Raw genomic sequence first — 15,070 nt, 5'->3', positions numbered from 1 at the left:
CCCCCACCACCTCCGCCTCCTCCGCAGGCGCAGTGTAACACGGGCCCCTACATCGTATTCTTCGATTGGGATCAGTCGGACATTACGCCAGAAGCAGCGACCGTGCTTAACAGCGCTGTCACAGCCTACGGCGATTGCGGAACTGCACGCGTCATGCTTGCCGGTCACACAGACCGTTCGGGCAGCGTAACCTACAACATGGGCCTGGCAGAGCGTCGTAACGCATCTGTTCAGTCTTATCTGACAGGCCGCGGCATTCCAGCTGCTCGCATCGCAAGCGAAGCTTTCGGTGAAAGCATGCCACGCGTTGCTACGGCAGACGGCGTCCGCGAACTGCAGAACCGCCGCGTTGAAGTGACCTACGGCCCCGGTTCGGGCATGTAAGTCCAGCCTAGCGGCAGACAAAAAAAGGGGCCGGGAGAGCAATCTCCCGGCCCCTTTTGTTTGTCTGGGATTGGCGCAGAAGCTGTCGGAGCAGTTGATAACCAAGCACAGGCAACGCGCTCCATAACGCAGCTTTCGCTCACCATCGGCCTGTCCGCAAATTTGTGTTGAGAGTTAGCTTTCTAAACACTCTGCTCTGACCACTTGACCGTCAGCCTGATCGATTCATGCGACGCAATTACGCGTCTGCGCGCGTGCGCCCTGCAGGCGGCTTGAGCGATTGTTGAAAGTCGCGCGGCTTTGACAGTTCACACCGGGCGTCCCTGCACAAAACTGCCGACTGCCGAAACCTGGGCAATGGCGGCTATGGCGTGAATCAAGCCACCAGACGCAAATGGCCAATGCCCTTGATCGGCACGAGCCGGACATTGGCGAGGCCGGGCATGTCCGCCAGTTGCTCCGCCAGCTCACTTCCCAGCGCGAAATCGCGACCAAGCAGTAGCTGCGGCTCGGCGTCCTCTCCGATACACAGCCGCACCAATACTTCACCGTGCCCTGCCCTCCCGATGGTCAGCGCATCACGCAAAGCTGCCAATCCGGCAATGTTGTTAATATCAGCAGTGATCTGCATGCGGGCAGTGCTCGTCACTTCCGCCAGCGGTCTGGCACCGCGCACAGTTACGCGCGGAGGATCATCGGGATTGGGAGAATCCAGTTCGACATTGAGCAACACGCAGGTTCCCTCCGCCGCCCATTTCTGGAAACTTTCGACTAGTGATTCTTCAAAACAGGCAGCACTGAACTGCCCCGTTGCATCCGAGAAATCGGCCCGGATAAATTCGGCGCCTCTTTTGGTGCGGCCTTTGTTTACGCTTTCCACCAGAGCCGCCATTACAGCCGGCTGTCGCCCACCAGTCACGCCGCTGTCCATCAAGGCGGAATAGCTGCGGGCGCCATTCGCAGAGGCAATCATTCGGTGTTCCTGCACCGGATGCGCTGCGAAATAGAAGCCGAATGTCTCTCGCTCAACCGCCATTTGTTCGGGCCGGGTCCATTGCGCAGCTTCGGCTAGCTTCAGCGAAGGTTCTGCGTGATCCTCGCCGCCAAACAGCGCTGCCTGACCACTTGCCTTCTCGCGGTTCGCTGCGTCGGAAACAGCCAGCAGCATGTCCGCATTGGCCATCACCTTGGCGCGGTTAGGCTCAAGCTTGTCGAAAGCTCCTGCTCCGGCAAGCCCTTCCAACTGTTTGCGATTCATGCAGCCCGCCGGACATCGGCGAAGTGCGTCTTCCAGCGTTTCGAAAGGGCCATGCGCCAGTCGCTCCGCCACGACTTGCTCCATCGCCTTTTCGCCGACATTGCGAATGCCCGCCAAGGCATAGCGGACGGCCCAGCCTTCATCGGTCTGTTCGACAGTGAACTCAGCTTCCGACGAATTGATATCCGGCGCCAGCAGAGCAATGCCGTTGCGGCGCGCATCATCCACGAAAATCGCCAATTTTTCAGACTGATGCATGTCAAAGCACATTGACGCGGCGTAGAATTCTTCGGGATAGTGGGTTTTCAGCCACGCGGTCTGGTAACTTAGCAAGGCATAGGCAGCGGCGTGAGATTTGTTGAAACCGTATCCGGCAAATTTGTCGATCAAATCGAACAGTTCGTTCGCCTGCTTCGGCGGAATGCCCGAAACCTCCCCGCAGCCATCGGTGAAGCGCTGGCGCTGCGCGTCCATTTCGGCCTGGACCTTCTTGCCCATTGCACGGCGCAGCAAATCGGCATCGCCAAGCGAGTATCCCGCAAGGATTTGCGCGGCCTGCATGACCTGTTCCTGGTAGACAAAAATGCCGTAGGTCTCTTCGAGAATGCCTTTCAGTTTCTCATGCGGATATTCGATTGCTGCCTCGCCAGCCTTACGTTTCCCGAACAGCGGGATGTTGTCCATCGGACCGGGACGATAAAGTGAGACGAGCGCGATGATGTCTTCGAACTTTGTCGGCTTTACCGCCGTCAGCGTGCGCCGCATCCCTTCGGATTCAAGCTGGAAGACGCCCACAGTGTCACCGCGCTTCATCAGATCGTAAACTGCATCGTCGTCCCACGGCAAAGTGTCGAGATCGACCGTCACACCGCGCCGATCGAGCAAATCGACCGCCTTGCGCAATACGCTGAGCGTCTTCAGGCCGAGGAAGTCGAACTTGACCAGTCCGGAATCCTCGACATGCTTCATGTCGAATTGCGTGACTGGCATGTCTGATCGCGGATCACGGTACAGTGGAACCAACTCACTCAAAGGGCGATCACCGATCACAACACCCGCCGCATGTGTAGAGGAGTTGCGGGGAAAACCCTCCAGCTTCATGGCCAAATCAACCAGGCGTTTCACCTCGTTATCATTGTCATACTCGCGCCGGAAATCCGCTGCTCCGTTCAGCGTTCTCGGCAGCGTCCACGGGTCTGTCGGGTGGTTGGGCACCATTTTGGTCAGCCGGTCCACCTGACCATAGGGCATTTGCAGAATGCGACCGGTATCGCGCAGCACGGCGCGCGCCTTCATCTTACCGAAGGTGATGATCTGCGCGACCTTGTCGTGGCCGTAGCGGTCCTGCACATAACGGATTACTTCGCCGCGCCGCGTTTCACAGAAGTCGATGTCGAAGTCCGGCATGGAAACACGTTCGGGGTTAAGAAACCGCTCGAACAGCAAGCCCAAACGTATTGGATCAAGGTCAGTAATTGTCAGCGACCATGCGACAAGCGATCCTGCCCCCGAACCACGTCCCGGCCCCACCGGTATCCCTTGCGCCTTGGCCCATTTGATAAAGTCGGCAACGATCAGGAAGTAACCGGGAAAACCCATGTTGCGAATGACGCCGACTTCATAGTCAAGCCGGTCGACATAGATCTTGAGCTCTTCGTCGGACAGGTCATCATACTTCTCTAGCCGAGCAGCGAGACCCTTTCTGGCGTCCTCTTCCAGCAATCTGGATTCGCCTTCGAGGTCACCAGCCAGACTGGGCAGGATTGGCTTGCGGCGTGGCGGAGAAAATGCACAGCGCTGCGCGATTACTAGCGTATTTGAAGTCGCCTCTGGCAAATCGGCAAACAATTCCTCCATCATTGCGGCAGTCTTTACGAAGGCCTGCGGATTGGATGTTGGCCGATCGCTGCTGTCGATCTGAGAGGAATGGGCGATACACAACATCGCGTCATGGGCGCTGTGCATGTGCGGTTCTGCAAAATTGGCCGGATTGGTGGCGACCAGCGGCAGGTTTTGCGCGTAGGCGAGATCGAGCAAGCCCTCCTCCGCGGCTTCCTCAATAGGGTTGCCGCGACGGGCGAGTTCTACGTACAGGCGCCCAGGAAACAGCGTGGAGAGCCGTTCTGCCATGTCATGTGCGCGGCGCTCTTTCCCATCTGCAAGCAACCGCGTCACCGCGCCTTCGCTGGAACCGGTCAGCGCAATCAGGCCACCTGTATGTCCGGTGAAGTCGTCGAAAGTGACGTGTGGATCAAGCTCAAGCGGACGATCAAGATGCGCCCGGCTGACAAGATGGCACAGATTGTTCCATCCTTCCTCGTCCTGCGCATAGAGCGGCAGGTAATCGACCGGCTCACCCTCGCCGCGGATCACGCCCAGCAGGCAACCGATGATCGGCTGTACACCCTCGCCCTTGGCGGCCCCTGCAAACATGCTCGACCCGTACAGGCCATTGCGGTCGCACATGGCGATGGCGGGAAAGCCCCGTTCTTTGGCGAGCTTGGCTATTTCCTTGGGGTCTATCGCACCCTCGAGCATGGAATAGCTTGAGACAACGCGCAGGGGAATGAAGGAGGCATGAGGCATGTTGCCAATATGCGCGCGGAATAGCCCCGATTGAAGGGGGCATTTTACCCCTATCCCCTATTCCGAAGGGCCGAGACTTTCCGCCCGCGCGGCCGCGACCTTCTTGCGCGTCTGGCGCACTTGCGAAATGGCGCCATAAACAACCAGTGCAGCGAGGAATACCCACACCCAGACCGGAATATTGCGTCCTGCAATCGCGAGATAGATGTAGGCAGAGACGAAGAAAAAGCCTGCCAGCATCGTCGGCAAGATGGTCGATTTTCCAGCGCGTGCGTTTCTTATCAGCCACCCGATGCTCAGAAGGAAGAACGGGATCGCGCCGACATAGATCGCACCAAATATCCACGGATTCACACCGTAGACCACGCCGAGTGATAAGAACCAGTCCGAAAACGCCTCGATCATGCCAATGTCTCCTTTACCTGATCAATTCGCATCAGGCAGGCACGCGGTTACCCGGCTTGCCGCGAATAAATAAAATCGAAGCTGTCTGACCAGTTCGCGCCGTGATCCGTGCTGACTTCCCCGTACTGGCGCACTGTGCCGTCTTCCTGCGCCGTGTAAGTCATGCGGATGAGCTGCGCGACACCGTTGTTGTCTGTGCCCCAATAGCCGGTCAGCACCATATTGCCTTCAACCGGGCCACCTTCAAAAAACACGCGCCCAGGCACACTGCCCACCCACAACTGATGCCAGGTCCCGCTGTTCGGATCGCGTGTCGAAACGCTCGTCCCGCCGCCCCCTTGCAGCGGCATCCAGGTTTCATGAATAGCGCAGCCATTGGCGAGCTTTCTTATCACACTTGTAGCAACTTGCTGATCGGAACCGTTGGCACTGACATTCCACTCGCCAACCCAGAAATCAAACGCCTGATACTGCTCCGCGGCACATGCTGGAACAGGAGGTGCAGCTGGCACAGCGGGTGCCGGCGCCTCCTGCAAAAGCATCAGTGCAGCCAGTGTGGAAGCGATCATGTGCATGATATTTCCCTATTCGATACGTCCCTCATGCAATCGTACCACACGGTCCATGCGCGCAGCCAGACGTTCATTATGAGTCGCAACAAGCGCTGCACTGCCTTGTCCGCGCACAAGTTCGAGGAATTCACCAAGCACGCGTTCGGATGTTTTCTCGTCCAGATTGCCTGTTGGCTCATCCGCAAGGACAAGTTGCGGCTTGTTCGCCAGCGCGCGCGCCACGGCAACACGCTGCTGCTCTCCGCCGGACAGCTTGCTGGGGCGGTGATCCATGCGATGTTCCAGCCCCAGCGCGCCAAGCAGCTGTTCTGCCCGCACCACGGCATCCGCGCGGCTGACGCCAAGCAATAGCTGCGGCAAGACGATGTTCTCGCGAGCGGTGAAGTCTGGCAGCAGATGGTGGAACTGGTAGACGAACCCAAGATGATCGCGGCGCAGTGTCGTCCGCTCTGCGGAGTCCAGAGTGCTGGCATCCTGGCCAGCGATCTCTATCTTACCGGAGAAGCCGCCTTCAAGAAGGCCGACAGCCTGCAACATGGTCGATTTGCCGGAGCCGGACGGGCCGACAAGCGCCACGATCTCGCCCGGTTCAATCGTCAGATTGACACCGTTCAGCACATCGATGCGTACGCCGCCCTGTTCAAAGCTGCGGGCAAGTTCGGTCAACCTTACAACTGGATCACTCATAACGCAGGACCTCCACCGGATCGGTATTGGATGCGCGATACGCCGGGTAGAGCGTCGCAAGGAAGCTGAGTCCGAGTGCCATGCCCGCGATCATCATGACTTCGCCCGGATCGGTCTTCGAAGGTAACTCCGTCAGGAAACGGACCGATGGGTCCCACAGTTCAATCCCGAATGCGGTACTGAGACCGGTCACGATGCCATTGCGGAAGAACAGCACAAGAAAGCCCACAGCCAACCCGGCCATTGTTCCTACCAGGCCCACGATAGAACCGGTGGTCACGAATATCTTCATCAGGCTGCGGCGCGTTGCGCCCATTGTCCGGATGATTGCAATATCGCGGGTTTTGGACCGCACCAGCATCACCAGCGAGGACAGGATATTGAAAGCGGCCACCAGCACAATGATCGACAGCGCGAAGAACATCGCCACGCGCTCGACCTGCAATGCCTCGAACAACGAGGCGTTCATCGTTTGCCAGTCGGTTACGATGGCGCGGCCAGAAAGGCTTTCCGTGATCGGCGCGAGTATTTCATTTACCCGGTCGGGGTCTTCTGTCTGCACTTCGATCATACTGATGGAATCGCCGGTCATCATCAGCGTTTGTGCGACGGGTATGGGCATGACCACGAAGCGTTCATCAAAATCGTACAAACCGACTTCAAACACTGCTGTGACCGTGTAGCCAACTTGCCGCGGCACTGTGCCAAAGGGAGTGGTTCGGCCCTGCGGGTTGATGATCGTTATCGTTTCACCAAGGCGCAAACCAAGATTCTGCTGAAGTCGCGAACCAATCGCTACGTTGCGCTCGCCCGGCACCAGCGTATCAAGACTGCCTGCGACCAGATTGACTTCCAGCCGTTCAATGTCTTCCATAGTGTTCCCGCGAACGAAAACTGCCTCTGCCCTGCCGTTAAAGCTGGCCAGCAAGGGCTGTTCAATCAGCGGTGAGGCACGGGTTACGCCCGGCGTCTCGCGCACTTCTTCCAGCACGCTTTCCCAATTTTCGAGCCGTCCGCCATAGGCCTGCACCACGGCATGGCCATTAAGCCCGGTAATACGGTCGAGCAGTTCGGCGCGAAACCCATTCATTACGCTCATCACGATTACCAACATGGCAACCGACAGCATAACCACGGTGATTGAAATGCCTGCGACCAGCGCAATGACTGCCTCGCTCCGGCCCGGTAACATATACCGTTTGGCGATGGACCATTCGAATGGGGATAGGATCACGGAAAAGGGGTTCTCGGATCTAGACTGACGGGATTGCGGCTTAGGTGGCCCTGCGTGCTTATTCAACATGTTTGGTATGAGCGAAGGGTTAACCACTTGCTGGTATCCGGCCGCATGATTTTCGGTTTATCCCTTTCGCCAAAGATAGCCTTGCGGGAATTCCATCGTAAACCGTCAGCATGGATCGGCGGTGTGGCCATCGTGGCAAGTTTGCTGCTGGCAGGATTGCTTGTGGCCGCAAGCGTGATGACTTTCGACTCTACCCGAGAAGAGGCGATAGCCAAGGCTCAAGAGGCTGCGACGCGCCAGGTGCTCACGGAAACTTCGGCGCTGAAGCTCGCGACGCTTTCCGTGGTGCGCGGTGAACGCGGCTATCTGCTTACACAGGACGAGCTTTTCCTCGAGCCATATCTCGAAGGCAGAATAAACGCGTTGAAGACTGTAAACAGAATTGAACAACTGGTTGCCGATTACCCAGCGCAAGCGGCCCGGCAGCCTCTTTTGCGCGCAAACGTTCGCGAATATCTCGAAAGTTCAGCGATCGTAATCAATTTGATGCGCGAAGGCTCAGGTGAGGCAGCGGTAGATCGTGTCCGTTCTGGTTTGGGCCGCAATGCAATCGAAGAGATCATGGGTCAGATCGATTTGCTTGAAGAAGAGGCGCACGCGATCTTGGAGCAGCGCATGCAGCGCGCCGACGCCGCGGCCTTGCGCACCCACCGTTTTATCGAATTGCTGGGCCTTGTCGGTCTGTTGTTGTTGGCTGTAGGCAGTGTCTTTGCGATGGCTCTACGCCGTTCGCTAGAGCGTGAAGCTGCCGCTTTTGACAAAATCCGCCGCTTCGCCGAGACTGATGAGCTAACCGGCCTTTCGAACCGCCGGGAATTGTTGCGCTCTCTTGATCGCATGATTGGTGCATCCAAACGATCCAGCAGGCCGCTGTCTATCGCGATACTCGATATCGACCGGTTCAAGCGAGTGAATGATACCTACGGCCACCCTGCCGGCGACGAAGTCATCAAGGCTGTGGGCCAGGTGGCCACACAAATGATGCGCGATCAGGATGTCATTGGCAGACTTGGTGGCGAAGAATTTGTTATCATCTTCCCTGATTGCGATACCGATGCGGCGCTGGCCGCTTGTGAAAGACTGCGTAGCGCGATTGCTGGTTTGCCGGTCCTTATAGAAGACGGTGCTGCGATCACGGTTACCCTGAGCTTTGGCGTGTCGCGCTTTGGCAAGGGCGACGACCGTACCTCATTGATAGCCCGCGCGGACGAGGCACTTTATGAGGCGAAAGAGGGCGGGCGCGATCAGGTGCGCCTGGCAGCCTGATCCTCTGGCTTAAGTTGAAAGTTCGCTGGCGATCCACGCATCGACATGCGCTTCCAGCACATCCAGCGGAACAGAGCCATTCTCAAGCACTGTATCGTGGAAAGCGCGCAGGTCGAAGTCTGCGCCAAGCGTTTGCTCAGCACGCGCCCGAAGCTCGCGAATTTTCAGCTCACCCAGCTTGTATGCAAGCGCCTGCCCCGGCCAAGTAATATAGCGATTGACCTCGGCATTGATGTTGCCTTCGGACAATGCCGTGTTGGCCAGCATGAAATCGACGGCCTCCTGCCGCGTCCAGCCCAGTGCATGAATGCCAGTATCCACCACCAGTCGGCTCGCGCGCCACATTTCGTAACTCAAACGGCCCATTTCCTTTGCTGGTGTGTCATACAGCCCCATCTCGATCCCGAGCCGTTCCGAATACAGTCCCCAGCCCTCGACAAAGACTGTGAAGAAGGTGCCATTGGCGCGCAGCGGGTGGATATCGAGTTCCTGCTGCAAGGAAATCTGATGGTGATGGCCCGGAACGGCCTCATGCACGCCCAGTGCGGGCAATTCCCACAAGGGCCGCTGATCCAGTTCGGTCAGGTTGAGGCGGTAAATGCCCGCCTGCCCCGTCGCCATTGAGCCGCGCTCGTAATAGGCGGTGGTGTTGCCCGGAGCGTTCGCCGCAGGAATAGGCTGCACAGTGTAAGGCAGACGCGGCAAGGTTCCGAACAAACGCGGCATCCAGCCGTCAATTTCCTTCGCCAAAGCCTGCGTATATTGCAGATAGCTCTCTTCATCCTCGGGATAGTACTGCGGGTCGGTGCGCAGATGCTCGATAAACGCCTCGCGCGTATCAAAGCCCGCTTCCGCTGCCACCGCTTCCATTTCGGCACGAATACGCGCGACTTCGGACTGGCCGAGATCGTGCACTTCCTGCGGCGTCATCTCAGTGGTGGTGAAGCTGCGCACGCGGTAGGCGTAGTATTCCTGTCCGCCCGGCGTGCCGCCAATGCCCGGCGCTTCGTCGGTACGGCAGGCAGGCGCATATTCCTGCGTGTAGAAATCGGCGAAGCTGCGCAGTCCGGCAAATGCGCCCTCGGTAATGGCGCTGCGTCCGCGCTGCTCCAGGGCCGCCCATTCACTGTCGGATATAGTCCCGGGGCGGGTTTCAAACGCGCTCCACCAGACCGAATCTTCTGGCGTTTCCGCGATCAATCCGGTGATCGAATTTTCGTATCCCTGCATCGGTTCACAAGGCTGGGTCAGACCCAGCGCAACCGCGTTGTCGCTCCGCTCGATCACATTTGCGACATAGGTCGGGAATGCCTCCAGCCTGCCAATGTAACTTTCGTAATCAGCGGCAGTGAACAGCGGGGAGCCGTATGCCAGCCCGGAGATCGCGCCTTGCGGCCCGCCGCGATTGGTAAAGGCGATGAAATGCGTATGATTATGCTGCGCGGCTTCCAGCGTATCATTAAAGTCGCGCGCCATCAGTGCGTGATCTATGCGCAAATTTTGCGGCAGGTCGGTAGCCGAGATGGCTTCCAGCCGCTCGCGAAACGCCTGGGTTTGGGCCAGCCGCGCATCGGACCCGGCCAGCGAATTGTCACCCAGCTGCGCATCCCCGCGCCGATCACCAATGCTGGTCGCTAGATTAGGCGAATTGTCGAGCGTCCACTCCCATACCTCTTCCCGCAATTCGACAAACTCCGCCTCGGCATCCTGAGCGAATGCTGGCTGCGCTGCGGCTATGGCCAGTGCGAAGGCAGAAGCGGCGAAAAGCGGGCGTGTCATACGGCGGTGTCTCCAGCGTCAATTGGTTGCGCCGGAGACTAGGCCGTTGGCGCGGGATGGCAAGACCGTCAGTCGTAATACCGCTCTGTCTCAATCCCGGTTGCGATCAGCGATGCCCGGGATATCCGGTTCCAGTGTAGTTGCAACTTCCACTTCCGGCACTTCGATAATGCCGCGGCCCAGATGGCTGCTGCCACGACTGTAACCAAAATAGATTACGCAGCCGATCAAGGTCCAGACCGGCAGGACCAGCATCGCCTCCAAAGGCAGATTGAGGAACAGGAAGACGCAGCCCAGTACAGTTACAGGCCCGATAATCATCAGCGCAGGCACGCGGAATGATCGCGTTCGGGTTGGATCGGTCCGGCGCAGAACCATTACCGCAACCGCAACCATCGCGAAGGCATACAGTGTTCCCGCATTTGCGATATCTGCCAACTGGCCCACGGGGAAGAAGGCCGCCCCGATTGCCACGATCACGCCGGTGATGGCAGTCACAACATACGGCGTTTTCCACTTGGGATGCACTTTGGAAAGGCCTTCAGGCAGCAACCCGTCCCGGCTCATTACGAAGAAAATCCGCGTTTGCGCGAACAGAAGCACAAGAATGACCGAAGGCAAGGCGAGGATGGCGGCGTAGCCCAGAACATTCCCGATTGCGCCAAAGCCGATCTCTCTGAGAACGTGGGCAAGCGCCTCGTTCGAGCAGACAAGAGCATCGGAAAACTGCGGTAGCGCGCATTGACGTGCCAGTTCTTCAGATCCTGCAGGAAAGGGAATGCCACCTGGCCCCATGATCGGTTGGCCGCCAATTGTGCCAATCGCACCTGCTGCGACAAGAATGTAGAACACGGTGCAGAACAGCAGCGATCCGACCAAACCGATGGGAACGTTCCGCTGCGGATTCTTGGTTTCTTCAGCTGCGGTCGAAACCGCATCAAAGCCGACATAGGCAAAGAAAATCGTCGCTGCTGCTCCAACTGCGCCTACGCCTGTCCCCCACCCGCCGAAGACGCCGGCTGGCAAAAACGGATTGAACCGCGCCACATCAAATTCCGAACTGGTGAGCGTCAGAGCGATAAAAGCTGTCAGTGCAGTCACTTTGATCAGCACCAGAACCGCATTTACCTTTGCGCTTTCGGACGTGCCGATCATCAGCAGCCATGTGACGAGCAGGGCAATCACCATTGCAGGCAGGTTGATGAACCCGCCAGGTGCACCGCCCAACGCCAATGGACCAGCTGTCAACGATACGGGCAGCGAAATGCCGAATGTATCGCCAAGAATCGTGCCTGCGAAATAACCCGACCAACCGACCGAAACTGCGGAGGCAGCAATCGCATATTCCAAAACGAGCGCCCACCCAACTGTCCATGCGATGAATTCGCCCACGGTCGCATAGCTGTAAGTATAGGCAGACCCGGCAACCGGGATCATGGAAGCGATTTCCGCATAACAAAGCGCAGCTACTATGCAGACCGTGCCCGCTATGACGAAAGCCAGCATCAGGCCCGGACCAGCCTTTTGCGCGCCAGCAGCCGTCAGCACGAAGATCCCTGTGCCGATGATGCAACCAATACCGAACAACATAAGCTGGAAAGCACCAAGAGTGCGGTGCAGCGATTTACGTTCCGCTGTTGCCAGTATGGCATCCAGAGGCTTGACCCGATCTAGAAACATTGAGGAGGTTTCCCCCAGGCTTGCAGCAGGACTTCCCTGCCCGACCAGCCGGTGCGCCCAGATTTACTCCAAAATTCAGTCCGCGCAATTGCATAGTTGTTCAGCCGCCCCGCAAGGTTTGCACGCCCCAGTCGCGTTCCAGCAAATACAGCACCGTGCGCGCGGCTTCGCCTCTGCCCGAGCCTTCGAGGCCGCCCTCGTTTTCCACCAGCAATTTGGCATCATTGTTGGCAGTGTCGATCAACCGCGTGACTTGCTCCAGCGAGGCGATGTTGAAGCCTTCGTCGCCGCTCTGGCGTGTGCCGAGCAATTCGCCGCCGCCCCGCAGGCGCAGATCCTCCTCGGCCAGTTCAAACCCGTCTTGCGAACTTTTCATCAGTTCGAGGCGTTTCTTGCCCGTTTCGGACAATTCATTGCCGCGTAGCAGGAGGCAGGTCGATTTCTCCGCACCACGCCCGACACGGCCGCGCAGCTGGTGGAGCTGTGCAAGACCGAAGCGTTCTGCCTGTTCAATCACCATCAGCGTGGCATTGGGCACGTCCACACCCACTTCGATCACGGTTGTTGCGACCAATATCTTTGCGCCGCCAGAGGCAAAGCGTGCCATTCCGGCGTCTTTCAATTCGGGCGCGAGTTGTCCGTGGACCAGCACCACATCATCACCGAAGCGCTCTTTCAAGGCAGCGTAGCGCGCTTCCGCAGCGGCGAGGTCTTCATTCTCGCTTTCAGTGCCGCGCACCATCGGGCACACCCAATAGGCCTGTTGTCCGCTGGTCACATGGCGGCCCACAGCGGCGGCAATGTCCTCGAGCCGGTCGAGCGGCAAGACGCGGGTGTCAATCGCCTGCCTGCCTGGTGGAAGTTCATCCAGGCGGCTGACTTCCATTTCGCCGTGATTGGCCAGCACCAGCGTGCGCGGGATCGGCGTCGCTGTCATCGCCAGCGTATGCGGAGTCACCTTACCTTTTTGGGTGAGCAACAGGCGCTGCGACACACCGAAGCGGTGTTGTTCATCGATCACTACAAGACCCAGGTTCTTGTAGTTCACGGTTTGCTGGAAGATCGCATGGGTGCCGACCACAATGTCGATACTGCCATCAAGCAGGCCCATCAAAATGCTTTCCCGCGCGCGGCCCTTGTAACGCCCTGTCAGCAGAGCGATTTCAACTCCGGTGGACGCGGAGAGATTGCGCAGGCTTTCCAGATGCTGGCGGGCAAGCAATTCGGTCGGAGCCAGCAACGCGGCTTGCGCGCCTGCCTCCACCGCAACCAGCATCGCCTCCAACGCCACGACTGTCTTGCCTGCGCCAACGTCGCCTTGCAGCAATCGAAGCATCGGGCTGGCCTGTGCCATATCGCCGGTAATCTCGGCAATGCTGCGCTCCTGCGCGCCCGTTAGCGGGAACGGCAATTGGAGCTTGCCTCGCAGCGAGTCGTCGCCCTGAAGGCTCTGCCCCTTGCGCGCCCGATTGCTCTGCCGCACGAGCAGCAGGGCGAGCGCATTGGCAAACAATTCATCATAGGCGAGCCTGTCGCGCGCTTTCTCATTCTCTCCTTGATGCGCCAACGCCAGCGCCTCACGCCAACTTGGCCATCCTTCGCGCTTCAGCGTAGTCGGTTCGATCCATTCTGGAAGCTCAGGCGCGCGGGCGAGCGCTTGCTCCACGAAAGAACCAATGCGCGGCTGCGTCAGACCTTCGGCAAGGCGGTAAATCGGCTCCACCATTTTGCCCATCGCATCCGCGCTTTTCTCGGCCACATGATCAGGATGAACGATCTGGAGCATCTGGTCATATTGATCGAGCCGCCCCGCCACCCAGCGCGTTTCGCCCACCGGCAGCTGCTTTTTCGCAGTGTAGCTGGCGCGTCCGAAATAGGTGAGCGTGCAGACATTGCCCTGCGCGTCCTGCGTCAGCACCCGGTACGGCCCGCGCCCGGGATTGCGCGGGCTGCGATGCTCCATCGTGGTGAGCGCGACAACCACTTGCTCCCCGACGTGCGCATCGTCCAGATCCTGGACCGCGCGCCGCGTCACGAACCGCTCTGGCAAGTGATAGAGCACATCCCGCACCCGTTCGAGCCAGAGCTTGGCAAGCGGCTTCTTCAGCTTAGGGCCCACGCCTTCCAGACTGTCGATTTCTGTAAACAGGGGATTGAGGATTTCGGGCCGCATTGCCTGTCCCCATAGCGTCTAGTTTCGCTGTTGCGAAGCCACCGACACAACCGTGCACAAAAATGGGATTTCCTGATTTGGCTCAACAATGCTATTGCTTCGGCCGGGGTCGCAGCCGGGGTCGTATTCACGAACCTTTTGGGGGACTTCTATGTTCAAATTCACGAAATTGTTGGCCGCATCTGCAACTTTGGCGCTCCTTGCGACGCCTGCTCAGGCGCAAGAAGCTGAAGAGGCTCGGACCAGTTATCGGATCACAATGATCGACCTTGCCGATGGAGCAGACAATCGTTGGGCCGAATTGCAAGAAACGATGTTTGCACCAGCGCGTGCGGCAGCTGGCCTGGCTCCTGTAACAGTGCACTGGGTCATGATGAATCCCGATTACGATCTGATGCTCGTGATGGAATTGCCACGCGGTATGTCCACTTTCGACACCCACGCCAATGCTGAACGCGAAAGCTTCTTCGCGGAACTGGCGCGTATGGCCGGAAGCGATGAGGCGATGGAAGCGCTTGGCGCAGAATATGACGAACTGATCGAAGACGAGTTGGTCCTGTTCACCCACACCCACCCTTGATCGGGTCTGCCTAAAGGCACACATGGGGCGCTTCATTCAATGAGGCGCCCCTTTTGTTATGACCGATACAACCGAGAACCCTCTAGCCACCCGTCTCGCCAGGGCGAAATTCCGGGCGTGGCATCGCGGAACACGCGAAGCCGATTATATGTTCGGCTGCTATTTCGACACGTACCATGCGCAGTGGGACGACGCAGCGCTTGTCTGGTTCGAAGCCTTGCTGGATGAAGACGATGTTGATGTCATGGCGTGGGCAATGGGCCGCGGCGATCCGCCAGAGCATCTTGCAGGTGACCAAATGGAGGTCTTGCGCAAGCTCGACTATGTGAGCATCTAGGTGATCTGACCCCCATCTCTTTTCGAGCTGGGGGCTTTTTCGCTTGCCAACAGTTGAAGC

The 15,070-nt window shown here is 58.3% G+C and carries 12 protein-coding genes; 4 read left to right on the top strand and 8 right to left on the bottom strand.

Going from position 1 to position 15,070, the window contains the following annotated elements; translation table 11 throughout:
• On the top strand, positions 1 to 384 hold a 384-nt coding region (locus AB731_RS12105; protein WP_047094628.1), incomplete at its 5' end, for an OmpA family protein.
• A 376-nt stretch (positions 385 to 760) separates the two neighbouring features.
• Here AB731_RS12105 and dnaE read toward each other — a convergent pair.
• The 5 genes from dnaE to AB731_RS12080 are packed head-to-tail and all read right to left on the bottom strand — an operon-like array spanning position 761 to position 7,126.
• Positions 761 to 4,228 (bottom strand): DNA polymerase III subunit alpha, encoded by a 3,468-nt coding sequence (dnaE, locus tag AB731_RS12100; RefSeq protein WP_047094590.1) that lies wholly within the window; start codon positions 4,226 to 4,228, stop codon positions 761 to 763.
• Positions 4,229 to 4,285: 57 nt separating this feature from the next.
• The gene (locus AB731_RS12095; RefSeq protein WP_047094591.1) at positions 4,286 to 4,633 is read right to left on the bottom strand and encodes a hypothetical protein; all 348 of its coding nucleotides are present in this window, start codon (positions 4,631 to 4,633) and stop codon (positions 4,286 to 4,288) included.
• Between the two features lie 47 nt (positions 4,634 to 4,680).
• On the bottom strand, positions 4,681 to 5,202 hold the full coding sequence (locus tag AB731_RS12090; RefSeq protein ID WP_047094618.1) for a hypothetical protein: 522 nt from the start codon (positions 5,200 to 5,202) through the stop codon (positions 4,681 to 4,683).
• Between the two features lie 15 nt (positions 5,203 to 5,217).
• Complete coding sequence (locus AB731_RS12085) at positions 5,218 to 5,892, bottom strand: ABC transporter ATP-binding protein (protein WP_047094592.1); 675 nt, start codon at positions 5,890 to 5,892, stop codon at positions 5,218 to 5,220.
• Complete coding sequence (locus AB731_RS12080) at positions 5,885 to 7,126, bottom strand: lipoprotein-releasing ABC transporter permease subunit (RefSeq protein ID WP_047094593.1); 1,242 nt, start codon at positions 7,124 to 7,126, stop codon at positions 5,885 to 5,887. The genes AB731_RS12085 and AB731_RS12080 overlap by 8 nt, the downstream gene beginning before the upstream one ends.
• 192 nt (positions 7,127 to 7,318) lie before the next feature.
• Here AB731_RS12080 and AB731_RS13720 point away from each other — a divergent pair, with 192 nt between their 5' ends.
• Positions 7,319 to 8,461 carry a GGDEF domain-containing protein gene (locus AB731_RS13720; RefSeq protein ID WP_052769084.1) on the top strand — a complete coding sequence of 381 codons (1,143 nt, stop codon included), beginning with the start codon at positions 7,319 to 7,321 and terminating at the stop codon, positions 8,459 to 8,461.
• Between the two features lie 9 nt (positions 8,462 to 8,470).
• On the opposite strand, the gene AB731_RS12070 is transcribed toward AB731_RS13720, so the two are convergent.
• The 3 genes from AB731_RS12070 to recG all read right to left on the bottom strand — a co-directional run bounded on the left by AB731_RS12070 (position 8,471) and on the right by recG (position 14,093).
• Positions 8,471 to 10,240: a DUF885 domain-containing protein gene (locus tag AB731_RS12070; protein ID WP_047094594.1), complete on the bottom strand. Its 1,770-nt coding sequence runs from the start codon at positions 10,238 to 10,240 to the stop codon at positions 8,471 to 8,473.
• A gap of 90 nt (positions 10,241 to 10,330) precedes the next feature.
• Complete coding sequence (locus AB731_RS12065) at positions 10,331 to 11,920, bottom strand: amino acid permease (RefSeq protein WP_047094595.1); 1,590 nt, start codon at positions 11,918 to 11,920, stop codon at positions 10,331 to 10,333.
• 100 nt (positions 11,921 to 12,020) lie between these two features.
• Entirely contained in the window at positions 12,021 to 14,093 is a 2,073-nt protein-coding gene (gene recG, locus AB731_RS12060) for an ATP-dependent DNA helicase RecG (protein WP_047094596.1), read from the bottom strand.
• Positions 14,094 to 14,244: 151 nt separating this feature from the next.
• Between recG and AB731_RS12055 the strand changes: the two genes are divergently transcribed.
• A complete protein-coding gene (locus tag AB731_RS12055) occupies positions 14,245 to 14,673 on the top strand; it encodes a hypothetical protein (protein WP_047094597.1) in 429 nt (142 codons plus the stop codon).
• 58 nt (positions 14,674 to 14,731) lie between these two features.
• Positions 14,732 to 15,010, top strand: coding sequence for an FAD assembly factor SdhE (locus AB731_RS12050; RefSeq protein WP_047094598.1), 279 nt, complete (start codon positions 14,732 to 14,734; stop codon positions 15,008 to 15,010).
• Positions 15,011 to 15,070 lie beyond the last annotated feature (60 nt).

The sequence above is a fragment of the Aurantiacibacter marinus genome (assembly GCF_001021555.1).
Lineage (GTDB): Bacteria > Pseudomonadota > Alphaproteobacteria > Sphingomonadales > Sphingomonadaceae > Alteraurantiacibacter > Alteraurantiacibacter marinus.
This window is presented reverse-complemented; position numbering and strand designations above follow the sequence as displayed.

What these genes read in the sequence shown, in the direction of transcription:
- AB731_RS12065 (WP_047094595.1), bottom strand. Translation starts at nt 11,920, where the DNA reads ATGTTTCTAGATCGGGTCAAGCCTCTGGATGCCATACTGGCAACAGCG.
- AB731_RS12090 (WP_047094618.1), bottom strand. Translation starts at nt 5,202, where the DNA reads ATGATCGCTTCCACACTGGCTGCACTGATGCTTTTGCAGGAGGCGCCG.
- recG (WP_047094596.1), bottom strand. Translation starts at nt 14,093, where the DNA reads ATGCGGCCCGAAATCCTCAATCCCCTGTTTACAGAAATCGACAGTCTG.
- dnaE (WP_047094590.1), bottom strand. Translation starts at nt 4,228, where the DNA reads ATGCCTCATGCCTCCTTCATTCCCCTGCGCGTTGTCTCAAGCTATTCC.
- AB731_RS12050 (WP_047094598.1), top strand. Translation starts at nt 14,732, where the DNA reads ATGACCGATACAACCGAGAACCCTCTAGCCACCCGTCTCGCCAGGGCG.
- AB731_RS12055 (WP_047094597.1), top strand. Translation starts at nt 14,245, where the DNA reads ATGTTCAAATTCACGAAATTGTTGGCCGCATCTGCAACTTTGGCGCTC.
- AB731_RS12070 (WP_047094594.1), bottom strand. Translation starts at nt 10,240, where the DNA reads ATGACACGCCCGCTTTTCGCCGCTTCTGCCTTCGCACTGGCCATAGCC.
- AB731_RS12085 (WP_047094592.1), bottom strand. Translation starts at nt 5,892, where the DNA reads ATGAGTGATCCAGTTGTAAGGTTGACCGAACTTGCCCGCAGCTTTGAA.
- AB731_RS12095 (WP_047094591.1), bottom strand. Translation starts at nt 4,633, where the DNA reads ATGATCGAGGCGTTTTCGGACTGGTTCTTATCACTCGGCGTGGTCTAC.